Origin of the sequence: Mesorhizobium sp. B2-5-13, assembly GCF_006440535.1 — a bacterium.
Taxonomy (GTDB): Bacteria; Pseudomonadota; Alphaproteobacteria; order Rhizobiales; family Rhizobiaceae; genus Mesorhizobium; species Mesorhizobium salmacidum.
In genome coordinates, this window is sequence record NZ_VFUI01000009.1 from 108,753 (window position 1) to 122,365 (window position 13,613).

The window sequence follows — 13,613 nt, forward strand, 5'->3', positions numbered from 1 at the left end:
TGCACGCAAGTCCAACAGTCCTGGTTTGCGGATGGGCAAACATCCGCAGAAAACCAGGAAAGGAGCCTGATATGCCCAGAATAGTACCCGTGCTTGATCTGAGCCACTTTGAACAAGGCGCATCGGAACGCCGGACGTTTCTGGCGGATCTGCGTTCCGCCTCGCGCGACATCGGCTTTTTCTATCTGGCTGGGCATGGCATCTCGTGGGCGGAGATCAGCGAGGTGCTCACCGCATCGCGCCGCTTCTTTGCCTTGGGCGAGGCCGACAAGCTCGCGATCGAGATGGTCAAGTCCTCGCAGTTCCGCGGCTATATGCGCGCCGGCGGCGAGCTGACCAAGGGCAAGGCCGATTGGCGCGAACAGCTCGACATCGGCGTCGAGCGCCAACCCATAGCGCAAGGGCCGGGAATTCCCGCCTGGACGCGGCTGCAGGGGCCGAACCAATGGCCGGCTGCGTTGCCGGAGCTTAAACCGGCCTTGCTTGCCTGGCAGGCCAAGGCTACAGCGGTGGCGATCCGGCTGCTGAAAGCTTTTGCGCTGTCGCTCGAGCAACCCGAGGATGCCTTCGACCCGATCTATCGAGACTCACCAAACCATCGCATGAAGATCGTGCGCTACCCCGGCCGCGAGACGACCGGCGGCGACCAAGGTGTCGGCGCGCACAAGGATGGCGGTTTCCTGACTCTGCTGCTCCAGGATGACAACAAGGGACTCCAGGTCGACTATGATGGCAGCTGGGTGGATGTGGACCCCATTCCCGGCACGCTCGTCGTCAACATCGGTGAATTGCTCGAACTGGCCTCGAACGGCTATTTGCGCGCGACCGTGCATCGCGTCGTGACGCCGCCAGCCGGCATCGAGCGCATTTCGGTGCCGTTCTTCTTCAGCGCCAAGCTCGATGCGACGATACCGCTGCTCGAGTTGCCGGAGGAATTGGCGGCGCAGGCGCGCGGGCCGGCCAGCGATCCGGACAATCCGCTGTTTCGCGATGTCGGCACCAATGTGCTGAAAAGCCGGTTGCGCTCGCACCCTGACGTCGCGCGCCGCCATTACGCGGACCTGCTTCAGCCGGGAACCGGAGCGGGTTGAGCCAGTTGATACAGAACGAACCGAATTTTCGTACTTCGGACCGATTTTAGAAAATCATTTGTCGTGCCCGTGCAAGGATCGGTTCAGAATGACAAATCCGTTTGGTGTTTTCCTCCCATTTCGCTGAACGGTGTTCCCCTCTGAAGGTTATGACCTTCTTTTGGCCGGGCCGTTTTCGCGCCCGGCCATTTTTCTTTCCGCCGTGCGCGTTGCCGGTGCGGCGCGGATCCGGCAGAGTTCAACATCTGCCAGCCATTGCAATTGGTGGAAGAAGGAGAGGTCTCATGACATCCAATGTCGCCGTCATTGCCGGGGCGGGCTCCGGCTTGAGCGCCTCGCTCGCGCGTCTTCTCGCCAGGGAAGGGTTCCAAATTGTCCTGGCCGCCCGAGATATCGAGAAGCTCGATGCATTGCAGGCGCAAACCGGCGCGCAAGCCGTGGCAACGGATGTCTCCGACGCCACGTCGGTGGAGCGTCTGTTCGATGTCGCCGACAAAGCTGGCCCGCTTTCCCTGGTGGTTTTCAACGCCGGCGGCCGCGCCCGCGGTCCGCTGGCCGAACTCGATCCCGAGGCGGTTCGTCAGGCGCTGCTTGTAGGGGCCTATGGTGGGTTCCTGGTCGGCCAGCAGGCGGCCCGCCGGCTTATCGCTCAAGGGGCGGGCTCGATCTTCTTCACCGGAGCGACGGCAAGCGTGAAGGGGTTTGCCGGCTCCGCCGGCTTTGCGATGCCCAAATTCGGATTGCGCGGGCTGGCGCAGTCCATGGCCCGTGAACTGGCGCCCAAGAACATTCACGTCGCGCATTTCATCATCGACGGCGCCATTGCCTCGGCCACGTCCGGACAGGAGTCCGAACCGCAGGATCGGCGGCTATCGCCGGATGCGATCGCCGAGGCCTATCTCGCCATCCACCGCCAGCACCGCAGCGCCTGGACCTGGGAAATGGAACTCAGGCCGTGGGTCGAAAACTTCTGACCGGATCAGCGATCCATGCGACTTTTGCATGGCTCCTGTGCACGGGCCTTGAGGAGAGTCGACATAGTGTATGGATATCACTATATAGCGGCGGCTTCGATAGCTCGCGCCTTGAAGCGCAACGTCATAAGGCGGCTGTAGCGACAGCCATTGAGATGCGAAACGGACTGGAAGCCGTAAAAGGTAGAAGCAATTGCTTGGAGCGGGCAGATCCCGCCAACGGTACAGTCCTTCAGAAACAGAAAATGTTCTTCACCCCTCGAATTCCTTCGGCTCTGTGGACCCTGGACGGCTTCGGCTTGCCGTCCGGCCGCGACTCGGCTCGAATGGGAAAATGCATCCTTTACGGGATGCAGACGTTTAGGATTACCAACCGGCTTTGCCGCAAGGGAATAGCAGTATGAGTGAACACGCGATCGAATTCTTGCGGGGATGGATCGGCGAAAAGGTCCATTGCCAGTCCCCGGCCAGGATCGAGAAGCAGGCCGAGACACTGGCCAGGGAATGCGCCGCCAAGGCGGCCGAGGTCGGCATACCGCTGGAGGACATCCAGGAGGAAGTCGGCGACATCCAGGAACTCATCGCTTCCCGGCTAGAGGAAGCGGCCGAGGCCGATGAAAGCCAGCAGGCTTCCAGTAAGGCCGCGGAATAGATTTTCAGGGACAACCCTGTTTGAATGCGCGGGCTTCGGCCCGCGTTTTCGTCTTTGGTACCCTTTTCAGCCAAATTTTTCTTTGAGCCACGCTTTCGGCAGGGCAGGCACGAAATTGCCATCGCGACCGGTCATGTCGTGATTGGCGACAAGAGCGTTGAGGATCGATTCCTCCACAGTCTGGATCACGGCATCGAAGAACGGGTCGATGTCCACATCGGGAATGAAATCGGCGCTGGCGATGCGGCCAGTCAGCCCCCGCGCAGCGGCAGGATTGGCGGTCGAGAAGGCGAGAAAAATGTCGCCCGAACTGTGGTAGCCGAAGCCGCCGGTCATGGCGACGCCGAGCGGCACGCGGCGGGCCAGCCGCTTCATCTGGTGCGGCAGGAAAGGCGCGTCGGTCGCGACGACGGCGATGATTGAGCCCTTTTCCGCGCGCGACGTGGTTTCGCGGATCGCCGGTTCGGTGAGTTCGGAACCGGCGCGCAGGCCACGAATGGTGAAATTGTGCCGCTTGCCGAAATTCGACTGCACGAAGGCGCCGACCGTGTAGGTGCGCCCTTGCCATGCGACGATGCGCGAGGCCGTGCCGGAACCGGCCTTGAAGCCGAAAGTGATCATACCGGTGCCGCCGCCGACACTGCCTTCCTCGACCGGTCCGCTGGCGGCGGCGTCAAGGGCTTCGGCGACATGCTCCGATGTCAGATGGTGGCCGTTGATGTCGTTGAGAAACCCGTCATAGGTCTCCGCTGCCACGGGCAAGCCCCAGGCGCTGTCGACGGCCGCCGGCAGCACTTGGTTCATCCAACGCAGCGTGCCGTCACGCGAAACCCCGCAGGAATGCGTGTTGGTGATGGTGATCGGGAAGTTGAAGGCGCCGGTTTCCTCGATGATGTGCGAGCCGGTCAGCTCGCCATTGCCGTTCTGGCTGAAGATGCCGGCGAAGACCGGCGTCGCCAGCTCGGCGCGCAACCTGGGCAGGATCGCGGTGACACCGGTGCGCACCGGTCCCTTGCCGACGACAAGCGGACCATCGCCCGATATCAGCGTCGTATAGCCGGCCGCGACGCTAGACACGTCGGTGATCGCGTTGAACGGCCCGGGCGTTCCGTCGAAGCCGATATTGAAGCTTCGCGCGCGCGGCTTGCCGGACGGCGTTGCCAGATGGTGCGGATTGTCGGTCATGCTCTTAGAACAAGGATCCCTGATTGCCGGGTTCTTTAGCCTTGGCAACTGGGGCCTTTGCAGCGGGCTTTGGCCGCGCCGCGCCGCTGGTTGCCACCGCATCTGCCGTGCCATCGGCGAACTCCAGCGAAAGCGCCATCCCAGACGCCACGTCGGCGGCCTGCTTGATGACGGCGCCGTCGGCATCCTTAACCAGCGCGAAGCCGCGCGCCAGGACGGCCTTGTGCGAAAGCGTCGCCATCAGCCGGTCGGCCTGGATGATGCGGCCGCGCAACCGCTCCAGCCTGAGCAGCATCGCCTGACCGCCGCGTCTCGTCAAAGCCGTCAGTATATCCCCTTGCACACGTTGCCGCCGGACTGTCGGCTCGATCGTGATGCGCAGCAAAGCCAATTGCTGCCTGTGCCGCTGCAGCGATGCCTTGGCGCATTTTGGCAATTGATCCGCGGCACGATTGAGCTCCGCGCGCCGGCTTCTCGCCAGGGTGCGCAGCGCCCCTTGCGCCCGCGAAAGGTTACGGTCGTTGGTGCGCCGCGCCTCGGCAATCCGCTGCGACAGCATTGCCGGCGTCAGTTTTACAGCGAAGAATCGCGCCCGCTTGCGCTCGGTGGAAACCATCAGGCCACGACCGAGCCTCGATGTCGCCTCGTCCAGGCGCCGGCGCGGCAGCGCCAGCAATTGGTCGGGCGAGGGCAGCGCACGCGCCGCCGCACGGGCTGCCTGCCGCTTGCGGTCGAAATTGCGCAAGACGGCGGCCTTGAGCCGCGCGCCGAGGCTGGTCAGCGTCGCTTCGAGGTCAGCCTTCACCGGCACGGCGATTTCGGCCGCGCCCGTCGGCGTCGGCGCCCGCACATCCGCGACAAGGTCGATCAGCGTCCAGTCGGTTTCGTGGCCGACAGCCGAAATCACCGGAATGTCGGAGGCGGCGACTGCGCGGGCGAGCACCTCGTCGTTGAAGCCCCACAGATCTTCCAGGCTGCCGCCGCCGCGCGCGATGATCAGTAGATTGGGGCGCTGGATGGGGCTGTCCCACGCCAGTGCGTTGAAACCGGTGACGGCATTGGTCACTTCCGCACTCGCTGTGTCGCCCTGCACGCGTACCGGCCAGACCAGCACATGCAGCGGAAAGCGGTCCTTGATGCGGTGGATGATGTCGCGGATAACCGAGCCGGTCGGCGATGTGACGACGCCGATGGTGCACGGCATGAACGGCAGCCGGCGCTTGCGGCCGGCGTCGAAAAGCCCTTCAGCCTGTAGCCGGCGCTTGCGCTCCTCCAGCAGCGCCATCAGCGCCCCGGCGCCTGCCGGCTCCAGATTGTCGATGACGATCTGGTAGTTGGACTTGCCGGGATAGGTGGTGAGCTTGCCGGTGGCGATCACCTCCATCCCTTCCTCGGGGCGGAATTTCAGCCGGCTCATCGTGCCTTTCCACACCACGGCGTCGAGCCGGGCGCGGTCGTCCTTCAGCGCGAAATAGGCATGGCCGGAGGAATGCGGCCCACGATAGCCCGAGATTTCGCCGCGCACCCGCACATTGCCGAAGACGTCCTCGACCGTGCGCTTCAGCGCGCCTGATATCTCGCTCACCGTGTATTCGGTGGCGTTGGTGCGTGATTCGGATGCTGCTTCGCTCATCGGTCGATTGGGGGCCGGTTGGACGCGGACGTCAAGGCGGCCGTGTCAGGCCCGATATTCATGACCCGGTTTTACCAGCCCGGCAGGATCTGGTTCGGCTTGCTCCGCTTCATCTTGGAAAAGGCGAGGGCCGCGAAATCGAACGTCCCCGTCTCCTCGCCGAGCGGCACGGAGATGTTGTCCAGGCTTTCGGAGATGTGGCGGGCAAGCGCATCGACGATCTCCGGCCGCGAGGTCTGGCCACGCATGATGCCGATGCGGCAGTCGGGCAGGGCGCCGAAGCCGTCGGCCTCGCCCAGCACCCTCATGCCGGGCCTGAGCGCGCATTCCGGCAGCACCGAAATCGCCAGGCCGGATAGCACGGCCGCGGTTATCACGGTCGCCGAGAAGCTGGTGAACAGGATGCGGTAGTCGCGGTTCTGCTGGTCCAGCACGTCGACGGCGGCGCGCCTCCAGATGCAGTTCGGCCGGCCGAAGGCCATCGGCAGCGTCTCCTGTTCATGCGTCGCATGGTTGGCCGAGGAGACCCACAGCAGCGGTTCACGCCGCACCACCTCCGATTGGCCGCGCACATCATTGTGCGTCACCAGCGCCAAGTCGAGATTACCGCGCTTGATGTGCTCGACCAGCCCCGGCGTCGGCTCGCAGATGACGGTCAGTTCGACGCGCGGATTGGAGCGGGTGAAGCGCGCCATGATCTCCGGCAGGAAACGGTCGGCGTAGTCGTCCGGCGTGCCGATGCGGATCGTGCCTTCGAGCCGCTGGTCGTCGAAGGCGGCGAGCGTCTCGCGGTTGAGATAAAGCAGCCGCCTTGCGTAGGAGAGCAGCTTGTCGCCTTCCTCCGTCAGCCTGTTGCTGCGCCCCTCCTTCTCGAACAGCGGCTTGCCGATCCGTTCCTCCAGCCGGCGCATCTGCATCGACACCGCCGACTGGGTGCGGTGCACTTCTTCCGCTGCGCGGGTGAAGCTGCCGGTGTCGGCGATCGAGATGAAGGTCTGCAATTGATCCAGATCGAGCGGCGCTTTCATCGATGTGATCCATCACTGGTGTTGATGCCAAAGATTAAAAACATTCGTTGGATTAATCAATCGGTCGATGGCAAATTGGCATTGTCCACATGAAGGCATGTGAATCGAAGCCGGAACGGCCGCTGTCATCAGCGCCGATCGTCGGGTTTCGTCCGTTCGAGTCTGAAGGAGACCGACATGACCACGATCGATTTCGCCACCGAGACCTCACGCATCACCTCGCGTCCGGCCGTTGCGACGCGCGTGGCCAACACCGTCTCCAACGTCTACCGCGCTTGGAAAAATCGCCGCGCCTTTTACCGCCTTGGCGAGATGTCGGACGCCGAGCTCGCCGACATCGGCCTGACGCGCGCCGACCTGCATGTCGCAATCGACGTGCCGTTTGGCCGCGACCCGACGGCAATCCTGCGTGAAATCGCCAGCGATCGCGTGGAAACGATCGAGGACATCGCCCGCAAGGTGGCCTGATTGCCGAGTTTCGGTCCCGTTGAACCTTTTTGCGGTCCAGCGCGACCAAGGTTCATGCAGGCTCCCCACTCCCTGCCGGTTCCCCGCCGGCCTGCCTGCACGCTGCCCGGTCCTCCCAAGGACCGGGCTTTTCTTTTTTGCTCAGGCGAATGCCAGCTTTCGCGATGGTTTTGGTATCGATCTGCCGAGATCATGCGCGGCCTCTATCCAGGACGCTATGGCATCTTGAACATTTGCGATGGCCTCTTCGGGAGTCTCACCGTCGCTCATGCAACCAGGAAGATCTGGTACAAGGGCTGAAAACCCACCTCCGTCCTCGATCGCAAGCGGCGCGATGATGACCGGAAATTCAAGTCTGTCCGTCATGTCTCTTTGCCTCGTCGATGAATGTTACGAGTTTCCGGATATTGCGGCGCATCTGCTCCAGCCGTTTGCTCATGGATTTGTCTCGGACGTTTGAACTGCTACCGCCGGTCCATGTCGCGCTTGAACTGGTCGAAGATCGTTTCCACGCCCTTCTGGTACTCGTCGCGCTGCTGGGCGCCGGTTTCGAACATCCTGCCGAAAATGTCGTCGAACGGGTTCCTTGGCCGGCCGCTCGGATTGGCCTGCGGCTGTGGTGCCTGACGCTGCTGCGGTTGCGGTGCCTGAGGTTGCGGCGCCGGCTGCCCGCCCGGCATGCCACCGAAGCCGTCGCCGCCGCTTTGCCGCAGCATCTCCTCGAAGATTTTCCCCAGCGGGTTGTCGCCGTAGGGGCTCTGTGTCTGCTGTGGCTGGGATGGACCTTGTGGTTGTTGCGGCGCGCCGCCACCGAACATATCCTGCAGCACCTTGCCGAGCGGATTATCGCCATAGGGATCGGGTGCCGGCTGCGGCTGGCTTTGTGGTTGCGCTGAGCCGCCGCCGAACATGTCCTGCAAGACCTTGCCGAGCGGGTTGTCCATCTGAGGCGGCGGTGCCTGGCGCTGTTGCGGCGCCGGTGCCTGCATGCCGCCATGCCGCATCATCTGCTCGATGATTTCGCCCAGTGGGTTGTTGCCGCCGCCGAAGCCTCCCGCAGCCTGCATCTGGCCGCCTGTCAACTGGTTTGTCGTCTGCTTGAACAGTCCGCCCATTACCATCGAGGCGATCGCGGGCAGCATCTGCTGCAGGACCTGCTGGCTGACGCCGCTCGCCTGCGCCGCCTGGCTGGCCACGGCGCGCGACAGGTCCTTCGAACCGAACAGATGTCCCAGAATGCCGTTGCCTTCATCGGCGCCTTGCGGGGAGAAGGCGCGTGTTGCGTCCTCGAAATACTTAGCGTGCTGGCCGCTTGCCATCGCCGTCATGAAGGCGCCGAGCCCATAGGGATCGGCGGTGTTGCGTTGCAACCCTTGTGAAAAGGCCGGCAACAGTGCGGCGACCGCCGCCTGTGTCTGCTGTAGCGAAAGCCCGTATTGCTGGGCAAGCGCCTGCATGCCATTGCCGCTCTGGGCCTGCGTCAGCATGTCGAACAAGGTGGGCATCGGCTTCTCCTCCGGGAAATCCTCGAAAGAGAGCCTAATTCGTTTCAATGCCCGATTGAAGCCGCTTTTGCCGCTCGTCAATGCCAGGGGTTAATAGGCATATTCCATGAATACCGGCTCGATCGAGCCGCCCCAGCGCGTGTGATAGGCCGACAGCATCTCCTCGGCGCTGGTGGTGCCGCGCGCCACAACCTCGTCGAGCGTGTTGAGGAACGAGGTTTCGTCGTAGCCGTCGCGATTCTTCTTGCCGCGGTTCTTCAGCCCGGTGCGCGAAATGGCCATGACGTCGCGCGCGATTTCGCGCAGCGTGGTGTTGCGGAAGGGTGCGGAAATACCGAGCTCCGGCACGGCGTTGCGCATGGCCAGCACTTCCTTGTAGGTCCAGCTCGACGTCAACGCCTCGGCTGCGTCGAGTGCCGCCTCGTCATAAAGCAGCCCGACCCAGAAGGCCGGCAGCGCGCAGATACGCCGCCAGGGACCGCCATCGGCGCCGCGCATTTCCAGGAAACGCTTCAGCCGAACGTCGGGGAACAAAGTCGACAGATGGTTCGCCCAGTCGCCCATCGTCGGCAGGCCGTCCGGCACTTCGTTACGCGCGGCCCCGGCCATGAACTGGCGGAAGGTGATGTGCGTCATGTCGTGATAGTGGCCGTCACGAATGACGAAATACATCGGCACGTCGAGCGCCCATTCGACGTAGTCGGCAAAGCCGAAATCCGGCGAGAAGCAGAATTCGAGCAGGCCGGAGCGCTGGTTGTCGGTGTCGCGCCAGATGTCGCCGCGCCAGCTCTGCAGCCCGTTCGGCCGGCTGTCGGTGAAGGGCGAGTTGGCGAACAGCGCCGTCGACAGCGGCTGCAATTTCAGCGACACCTGCATCTTGCGCCGCATGTCGGTCTCGCTCTCGAAGTCGAGGTTCACCTGGATCGTGCAGGTGCGGTACATCATGTCGAGGCCCTTGGTGCCGACCTTGGGCATGTAGCGCGTCATGATCTCATAGCGCGACTTCGGCATTTTCGGCGTCTCGGCCAGCGACCATTTCGGGCTGCCGCCGAGGCCAAGGAAGCGGATGCCCATCGGCTCGGCGATCTCGCGCACCTGCGCCAGGTGGGCGTTGCCTTCCCGGCAGGTCTGGTGGATGGACTCCAGCGGCGCACCGGAGAGCTCGAATTGTCCGCCGGGCTCAAGCGAAATCGCGCCCTGGCCGGTCGGCTCGACCAGACCGATGATGCGGCCGGCATCCATGATCGGATCCCAGCCCAGCTTGTTCTGCATGCCTTCTAGGATGGCGCGGATGCCGCGCTCGCCGCCGTAAGGCACCGGTGCGTTGCCATCGACATAGAACGGGAATTTTTCGTGCTCGGTACCGATGCGCCATTTTTCACGCGGCTTGTTGCCTTCGGCCAGGTGCTCGATAAGCTCGTCTACGCCTTCGATGGGCCGGAAATCGGTTGTGTCGCGCGCCATTGTCAAGCCCTCAAAGGCGGTTGGACCACCGCCGGCGCTAAATGGACGAAATGTCAGTAGCCGATCAAGCGAAAAATCCTGAGCCACAGGTCAAGAGGAATTGAAGGCCACTGCCCGCAAGCACCTCTTGCGAGAGACAACGTCCTACCAGTCGCCGATTGTTGCCTGCATCGCCGCAAGCGCCGCCACGGCCGCCGTGTCGGCGCGCAGGATACGCGGCCCGAGCGGAATGGCGGTCACGAAGGGGAGCGCCCGCAACATTTTACGCTCCTCGTCGGAAAAGCCGCCCTCAGGTCCGACCAGCAGGGCAAGCTTTTTCTCCTTTACCGCCTGCAAGGCAGGCAACGGGTTGTTGGTCGAGGCGTCCTCGTCGCAGAAGATCAGCCGCCTTTCCTTGTCCCACCCGGTCAGCAGGCGCTCGAATTTTTCCGCCTCGCGAACCTCCGGCACCGCCAGGATGCCGCATTGTTCGGCGGCCTCGACGACATTGGCGCGCAGGCGATCGATCGACGGTTTTGCCACCTGCGTGTGCTGGGTGATGACCGGCTGCAAGATGCCGGCGCCCATCTCGACCGCCTTCTGCACGAGATAATCGAGCCGGCCTTGCTTCAGCGGTGCGAAACAATAGATGAGATCGGGCAAAGGCGGCTGCGGTCTTTGCGGTGCCAGTACCTTCAGCCGCACCGACCGCTTTGATTTCGCTGATATCGCCGCCGACCACTCGCCGTCGCGGCCATTGAAGACAAGGATCTCGGTGCCTTCGGCGAGCCGCAGCACATGCAGGAGATAATGGCTCTGCTGCTGGCCGGGTTCGAACTCGATGTCTGGTCCGAGGTCATCGGGCACGAACAGACGTTGCATCTTGTAGTTGGCGCGCATGGCCGAGGAATGGGCGAGGCGGCCGCCGGCGTCAAGCCTTGGCGGAAGGATGCCACACGGGTTGAAAGCCATGGCGCAGGACGGCAAGCGTCGTTTCCGGGGTCAGCAGCACAAGCGTCTTGTCCTCGAACCGATCAAGGCTGGTCGGCGGGCCATATCCGGCAAAAGCCCATGGCAATGCCTTGCCATGGCGCAGGGCATAGGCGTTGCCGCCAGCTGCGATCATCGCGCCATCGGGCAGGCGGGCAAGCGCGTCCATTGTGACTACAGGCCGTTTGCCGCTCGAGGCCAGCCGCTCCGTGTGCAGTCGCTTGTCGACCTGCGGCGCGCGTGGCTCGGCAATACCGAAGGCTTGGCCGAAACGCCCGACAAAATCCTTGGCCCGTGCGCGCTGGCAAAAGAAGCAGGGGCGATGCCCGGCGGCGAGCGCCGTCACCTCGTCGAGAAAGAACAATTCGGTCCAGCCGGCCTTGCCACCGGCCCGGTTGCGGCCCATCGGCTCGCGCCGCACATTGCGGAATTGGCACACGCAGATGATCCAGGCCTGAAGCGCCCAGCGCTTTTTCAGGAGAGTCTTTGTCGCGGGGGCATGGATGATGCCGCGATTGCCGGTGAACAGGCCGCGCTCCGGCACGGCGTGGATGGCGCCGAACGGATCGACCCGGTTCTGCAGTGGCATAGTTTTCTCCGCGCGCCCGTATCTTGGCTGAAATGCCGGCGTCATGATATCGCTCGCGGCACCTTTTTCATGTCAGCAGGTTTTCGATGCGTGTGCTGGTTGTCCAGAACTACGACAATACCGGGCTCGGCCAGGTCGGCGCGGCACTGGCGGAAGCGGGTGCCGATCTCGATGTGCGCCTCCCCTACAAGGGCGATCCGCTGCCACAGGACGCAACCGGCCATGATGCCATGGTGGTGCTCGGCGGCGGCCAGAATGCGCTGGCCGACGAAGAATATCCCTATTTTCCGGCGCTGCTCGAACTGACCCGCGATTTTGCCGGCAAGGACCGCGCCGTGCTCGGCATCTGCCTCGGCGGCCAACTCGTCGCCCGTGCCTTTGGCGGCGAGAACCGCATCGGCGGCGCCAATGAATTCGGCTGGCGCGGCGTGTCGCTGACGCCTGACGCCAAGGCCGATCCGGTGCTGGCTGAGCTGCCGGAGAAGTTCCCGATCTTCCAATGGCACGACGACACGTTCGTGCTGCCCGAAAACGCCGTGCGGCTCGCCGGCAACGATGTCGCCGAAAACCAGGCGTTTCGCCTCGGCCGCGCCGTCTACGGCTTCCAGTTCCACTTCGAAGCTGACCGGCCGATGGTGAAGGACTGGAGCTCCTCCTTCGCGCCGATCATTGCCGCGCGCCATCCCGACTGGGCCGGCAGGCTCGATGGCGAAATGGCCCGCAATGGCCCTGACGCCGATGCTGCTGGTCTCGCCATTGCCCGTGCCTGGGTGGCGACGATCTGAGAGGCTGTCAGAGCGAATTTCGAAACAGCCTGAGCGTCCATCCCTCGCGTTCTGCGTGACATAATTGGCACGCGGCCATGAATCCGTCCGGGAAAACCCCTTTCATCCTTGGCTTGTGTCCGGCCGTCATCCTAGAAGGCGCGCGCTCTATGTCGGCTGTGCAACCGGGATGAACCTTTTGTGTGACCCGCGCGACACACCATCGATACGGAACACGCCTAGAAGCGCGAAATCGTCGAAACTTTGAAGCGATTTTTCCTTTTCAACGCATTGGTAACCGCCTCGTGCACAGATGCAGAAGGCTCAACAAGAGATGACCTCCGTGAAAGCAGCGCTTCTGTCCTTTGCCATGTTGTCCGCCATCGTGCTTTGCGGTCTTGGTATCTATGCCGCCGATGCGGCCAACAACCACAACGCCGTCGACGGCTACGGCGTCACCGCCTCCCTGCGCTAAGCCAGGGCATCCGTCACACCCTCGGGCGCCGAGGCCCTCAAGGCTCTTTTATCGACATTTCCAGGATGCGTTTGTCCACGCCGTCCACAACGAGCGCGGTAAGCATGCCTGATTGCCAGGCAAGCGTGTCGACATTGACGCGGTTGGCCATCACTTCCGCCTCCGGGACCGGTGTGTGACCGTGCACCACGACCTTGGCGAAGAGGCCGGTGTGGTCGTGGAAAACATCGCGGATCCAGATCAGGTCCTGCGGGTTCTGATTGTCCAGGGGAATGCCTGGCCTGATGCCGGCATGGCAGAAGAAGAAGTCGCCTGACGTCACCGAGAACGGCAACGATCGCAGGAAGTCGACATGGCTTTGCGGCACGGCTTCGAGCAGGGCTTGGTGGCCCTTGCGCATGGCTGATTCCGCCTTGCCGAACCAAACGCCGCTGCCGTTGCTGATCGTCACCCCATAGGACTGCGCGGTCTGGATACCGCCAAAGCGGATGAAGAGCCCTTCGGGATCGGGTGTCTTGAGAAAGTCGAGAAAGCCGATGTCGTGGTTGCCAACCAGCATCATGTTTCGCGGATCGCGTTCGCGCGCTTCGATCAGAAAGTTGATGACGCCCTTGGAGTCCGGTCCGCGATCGACATAGTCGCCAAGATGGATGATGCGCCAGTCCGCAACCAGGTCCTTCGCGATCTCGGCCTTGATCTGGCCGTGCATGGCGGCCAGCAGGTCGAGCCGGCCATGCACGTCGCCGATCGCGTAGAGACGCACGCCGGCCGGCCCGCGTGCGTCGAGGAAATGGATGCCGGGTTCCGCCAAGGTCT

General features: G+C 63.2%; 15 protein-coding genes. 6 read left to right on the forward strand and 9 right to left on the reverse strand.

The genetic code is table 11. The features are described 5' to 3' along the window. The first annotated feature begins 71 nt into the window (after positions 1 to 71). The 3 genes from FJ434_RS17060 (at position 72) to FJ434_RS17070 (ending at position 2,717) form a co-directional block, all read left to right on the forward strand. On the forward strand, positions 72 to 1,091 hold the full coding sequence (locus tag FJ434_RS17060) for an isopenicillin N synthase family oxygenase (RefSeq protein WP_140748335.1): 1,020 nt from the start codon (positions 72 to 74) through the stop codon (positions 1,089 to 1,091). 284 nt (positions 1,092 to 1,375) lie between these two features. Next, positions 1,376 to 2,065 (forward strand): SDR family NAD(P)-dependent oxidoreductase, encoded by a 690-nt coding sequence (locus FJ434_RS17065; protein WP_140748338.1) that lies wholly within the window; start codon positions 1,376 to 1,378, stop codon positions 2,063 to 2,065. A 400-nt stretch (positions 2,066 to 2,465) separates the two neighbouring features. Then, complete coding sequence (locus tag FJ434_RS17070) at positions 2,466 to 2,717, forward strand: DUF768 domain-containing protein (RefSeq protein ID WP_027146174.1); 252 nt, start codon at positions 2,466 to 2,468, stop codon at positions 2,715 to 2,717. A gap of 66 nt (positions 2,718 to 2,783) precedes the next feature. Here the strand turns inward: FJ434_RS17070 and FJ434_RS17075 are convergent, their stop codons facing one another. From FJ434_RS17075 to FJ434_RS17085, 3 genes are all read right to left on the reverse strand, one after another. After that, positions 2,784 to 3,902 (reverse strand): P1 family peptidase, encoded by a 1,119-nt coding sequence (locus FJ434_RS17075; protein ID WP_140748341.1) that lies wholly within the window; start codon positions 3,900 to 3,902, stop codon positions 2,784 to 2,786. A 4-nt stretch (positions 3,903 to 3,906) separates the two neighbouring features. Then, on the reverse strand, positions 3,907 to 5,535 hold the full coding sequence (gene xseA / locus FJ434_RS17080; protein WP_140748344.1) for an exodeoxyribonuclease VII large subunit: 1,629 nt from the start codon (positions 5,533 to 5,535) through the stop codon (positions 3,907 to 3,909). 71 nt (positions 5,536 to 5,606) lie between these two features. Then, the gene (locus tag FJ434_RS17085) at positions 5,607 to 6,563 is read right to left on the reverse strand and encodes a LysR substrate-binding domain-containing protein (RefSeq protein ID WP_140504602.1); all 957 of its coding nucleotides are present in this window, start codon (positions 6,561 to 6,563) and stop codon (positions 5,607 to 5,609) included. 177 nt (positions 6,564 to 6,740) lie between these two features. Here FJ434_RS17085 and FJ434_RS17090 point away from each other — a divergent pair, with 177 nt between their 5' ends. Further along, complete coding sequence (locus FJ434_RS17090) at positions 6,741 to 7,031, forward strand: DUF1127 domain-containing protein (RefSeq protein WP_140504600.1); 291 nt, start codon at positions 6,741 to 6,743, stop codon at positions 7,029 to 7,031. 141 nt (positions 7,032 to 7,172) lie between these two features. Here the strand turns inward: FJ434_RS17090 and FJ434_RS17095 are convergent, their stop codons facing one another. From FJ434_RS17095 to FJ434_RS17115, 5 genes are all read right to left on the reverse strand, one after another. After that, positions 7,173 to 7,397, reverse strand: coding sequence for a type II toxin-antitoxin system HicB family antitoxin (locus FJ434_RS17095; RefSeq protein WP_140713499.1), 225 nt, complete (start codon positions 7,395 to 7,397; stop codon positions 7,173 to 7,175). 98 nt (positions 7,398 to 7,495) lie between these two features. Next, entirely contained in the window at positions 7,496 to 8,536 is a 1,041-nt protein-coding gene (locus FJ434_RS17100) for a DUF937 domain-containing protein (RefSeq protein WP_140748348.1), read from the reverse strand. Between the two features lie 90 nt (positions 8,537 to 8,626). Continuing rightward, a complete protein-coding gene (locus FJ434_RS17105) occupies positions 8,627 to 10,000 on the reverse strand; it encodes a glutamate--cysteine ligase (protein WP_140748351.1) in 1,374 nt (457 codons plus the stop codon). A 144-nt stretch (positions 10,001 to 10,144) separates the two neighbouring features. After that, positions 10,145 to 10,879 carry a 16S rRNA (uracil(1498)-N(3))-methyltransferase gene (locus FJ434_RS17110; protein WP_140504773.1) on the reverse strand — a complete coding sequence of 245 codons (735 nt, stop codon included), beginning with the start codon at positions 10,877 to 10,879 and terminating at the stop codon, positions 10,145 to 10,147. Positions 10,880 to 10,910: 31 nt separating this feature from the next. Continuing rightward, positions 10,911 to 11,558 carry a hypothetical protein gene (locus tag FJ434_RS17115; RefSeq protein ID WP_140748354.1) on the reverse strand — a complete coding sequence of 216 codons (648 nt, stop codon included), beginning with the start codon at positions 11,556 to 11,558 and terminating at the stop codon, positions 10,911 to 10,913. Positions 11,559 to 11,644: 86 nt separating this feature from the next. On the opposite strand from FJ434_RS17115, the gene FJ434_RS17120 reads away from it, so the two are divergent. Together FJ434_RS17120 and FJ434_RS30495 are read left to right on the forward strand one after the other, a co-directional pair. Beyond that, positions 11,645 to 12,343: a type 1 glutamine amidotransferase gene (locus tag FJ434_RS17120; protein WP_140748357.1), complete on the forward strand. Its 699-nt coding sequence runs from the start codon at positions 11,645 to 11,647 to the stop codon at positions 12,341 to 12,343. 322 nt (positions 12,344 to 12,665) lie between these two features. Continuing rightward, positions 12,666 to 12,797: a hypothetical protein gene (locus FJ434_RS30495; protein ID WP_013893872.1), complete on the forward strand. Its 132-nt coding sequence runs from the start codon at positions 12,666 to 12,668 to the stop codon at positions 12,795 to 12,797. A gap of 37 nt (positions 12,798 to 12,834) precedes the next feature. On the opposite strand, the gene FJ434_RS17130 is transcribed toward FJ434_RS30495, so the two are convergent. Further along, on the reverse strand, positions 12,835 to 13,608 hold the full coding sequence (locus tag FJ434_RS17130; protein ID WP_140504591.1) for a metallophosphoesterase: 774 nt from the start codon (positions 13,606 to 13,608) through the stop codon (positions 12,835 to 12,837). Between the last annotated feature and the right edge of the window lie 5 nt (positions 13,609 to 13,613).

What these genes read in the sequence shown, in the direction of transcription:
- FJ434_RS17060 (WP_140748335.1), top strand. Translation starts at nt 72, where the DNA reads ATGCCCAGAATAGTACCCGTGCTTGATCTGAGCCACTTTGAACAAGGC.
- FJ434_RS17065 (WP_140748338.1), top strand. Translation starts at nt 1,376, where the DNA reads ATGACATCCAATGTCGCCGTCATTGCCGGGGCGGGCTCCGGCTTGAGC.
- FJ434_RS17070 (WP_027146174.1), top strand. Translation starts at nt 2,466, where the DNA reads ATGAGTGAACACGCGATCGAATTCTTGCGGGGATGGATCGGCGAAAAG.
- FJ434_RS17075 (WP_140748341.1), bottom strand. Translation starts at nt 3,902, where the DNA reads ATGACCGACAATCCGCACCATCTGGCAACGCCGTCCGGCAAGCCGCGC.
- xseA (WP_140748344.1), bottom strand. Translation starts at nt 5,535, where the DNA reads ATGAGCGAAGCAGCATCCGAATCACGCACCAACGCCACCGAATACACG.
- FJ434_RS17085 (WP_140504602.1), bottom strand. Translation starts at nt 6,563, where the DNA reads ATGAAAGCGCCGCTCGATCTGGATCAATTGCAGACCTTCATCTCGATC.
- FJ434_RS17090 (WP_140504600.1), top strand. Translation starts at nt 6,741, where the DNA reads ATGACCACGATCGATTTCGCCACCGAGACCTCACGCATCACCTCGCGT.
- FJ434_RS17095 (WP_140713499.1), bottom strand. Translation starts at nt 7,397, where the DNA reads ATGACGGACAGACTTGAATTTCCGGTCATCATCGCGCCGCTTGCGATC.
- FJ434_RS17100 (WP_140748348.1), bottom strand. Translation starts at nt 8,536, where the DNA reads ATGCCCACCTTGTTCGACATGCTGACGCAGGCCCAGAGCGGCAATGGC.
- FJ434_RS17105 (WP_140748351.1), bottom strand. Translation starts at nt 10,000, where the DNA reads ATGGCGCGCGACACAACCGATTTCCGGCCCATCGAAGGCGTAGACGAG.
- FJ434_RS17110 (WP_140504773.1), bottom strand. Translation starts at nt 10,879, where the DNA reads ATGCGCGCCAACTACAAGATGCAACGTCTGTTCGTGCCCGATGACCTC.
- FJ434_RS17115 (WP_140748354.1), bottom strand. Translation starts at nt 11,558, where the DNA reads ATGCCACTGCAGAACCGGGTCGATCCGTTCGGCGCCATCCACGCCGTG.
- FJ434_RS17120 (WP_140748357.1), top strand. Translation starts at nt 11,645, where the DNA reads ATGCGTGTGCTGGTTGTCCAGAACTACGACAATACCGGGCTCGGCCAG.